Origin of the sequence: Streptomyces sp. SolWspMP-5a-2 (assembly GCF_900091845.1) — a bacterium.
Lineage (GTDB): Bacteria > Actinomycetota > Actinomycetes > Streptomycetales > Streptomycetaceae > Streptomyces > Streptomyces doudnae.
The window spans coordinates 1-1,124 of record NZ_FMCI01000301.1 but is presented as its reverse complement, the minus strand read 5'-3'; the positions used below and the strand labels follow the sequence as shown (position 1 = coordinate 1,124).

Here is a 1,124-nt window from a genome sequence, read left to right as displayed (position 1 = left end):
CGACCCGCAGCACGCCCGCGGGTTCGTGCCAGCCGAGGGTGCCGAGTCGGCCCGCCGCCTCCAGCTCGGCGGAGCGGTGCAGCGCGGGGGCGGTGCGCGGGTCGGCGACCAGCAGGGCGTGGCCGCCGGTGCCGTCGGGGTCGGCGGTGACCTGCGCGGCGGCCACCGAGGGGTGTGCGGTGAGCACGTCGGCCAGGTGCGGGTCGATGTCGGTCATGTGGCCCTCCGGTCGGGGACGGTCACCGAGTGCAGGAACTCCCGTGCCAGCGCCACGAGTTCGTCGCCCGCGTCGAAGGCGGTGAGGTGGTCGCCCTCGGGCAGCGAGCAGAGCCGGGCCCGGGGCAGGTGGCGGGCGACGAAGGCGGAGCCCGCCGGATGGGCGGTGGTGTCCCGGCCGCTGGTGACGACGAGGGCGGGTTGCGGGGCGTCGAGCAGCCGTCGGCAGTCGGCGGTCATCAGGGCGCCGTTCAACAGGCCGTAGCGGTGCAGCAGTTCGGGGGTGGCGTAGGGGTGGATGAGGTAGTGGGCGATGTCCGGGCGCAGCGCCTGGAGGGCGGTGGGCCTGCTCATCAGCCGGTGCATGGCGGCTGCCTGCGGTCGGCCCCTGGCGACCAGCGCGAGCAGGGACGCGATGTCGTGCTGGTGGGCCGTCTTGGGGGCCTCGGCGCCGAGTTCCCAGTCGCCGTGCCACAGGCTCAGGGAGCTGACGCGGTCGGAGCGGGCGGCGGCCGAGAGGGCGATCACCGCTCCCCCGCAGAGGCCGAGCGCGTGGGCGTGGCCGATGCCGAAGCCGTCGAGGACGGCGAGCACGTCGTCGCTCTGGGCGTCGAGGTCGTGGGCGGGCTGGGCGCCGAGGCCGCTGCCGTCGTCCGCCGCGAACAGGCCCCGGCTCTCCCAGGTCACCACCCGGTAGCGGTCGCTGAGGGCGGCCAGCCAGGGGACCGCGAGGCCGACGGGCATGCCGCAGGCGCTGACGACGGCCACGGCGGGCGCGTCCTCGGGGCCCACCGCCCAGCATCGGAGCGGGGTGCCGTCGCGGGCGGGCAGCACCACGGGCGGGCCGGGGAACGCGGCGCGCGCTGCGGTGGCCGCCCGCTGGGGCTCGCCGTCGGCGGTGGCGCGGG

The 1,124-nt window shown here is 77.3% G+C and carries 1 protein-coding gene and 1 pseudogene; both read right to left on the bottom strand.

The genetic code is table 11. The features are described 5' to 3' along the window. A pseudogene (locus GA0115242_RS29775) lies at nucleotides 1-217 on the bottom strand (methyltransferase); the annotation flags it as partial. Continuing rightward, nucleotides 214-1,124, bottom strand: a 911-nt coding sequence (locus tag GA0115242_RS29770; protein WP_107461515.1) for an alpha/beta fold hydrolase, incomplete at its 5' end; no start/stop codon positions are given. The gene GA0115242_RS29770 and the pseudogene GA0115242_RS29775, both read right to left, overlap by 4 nt.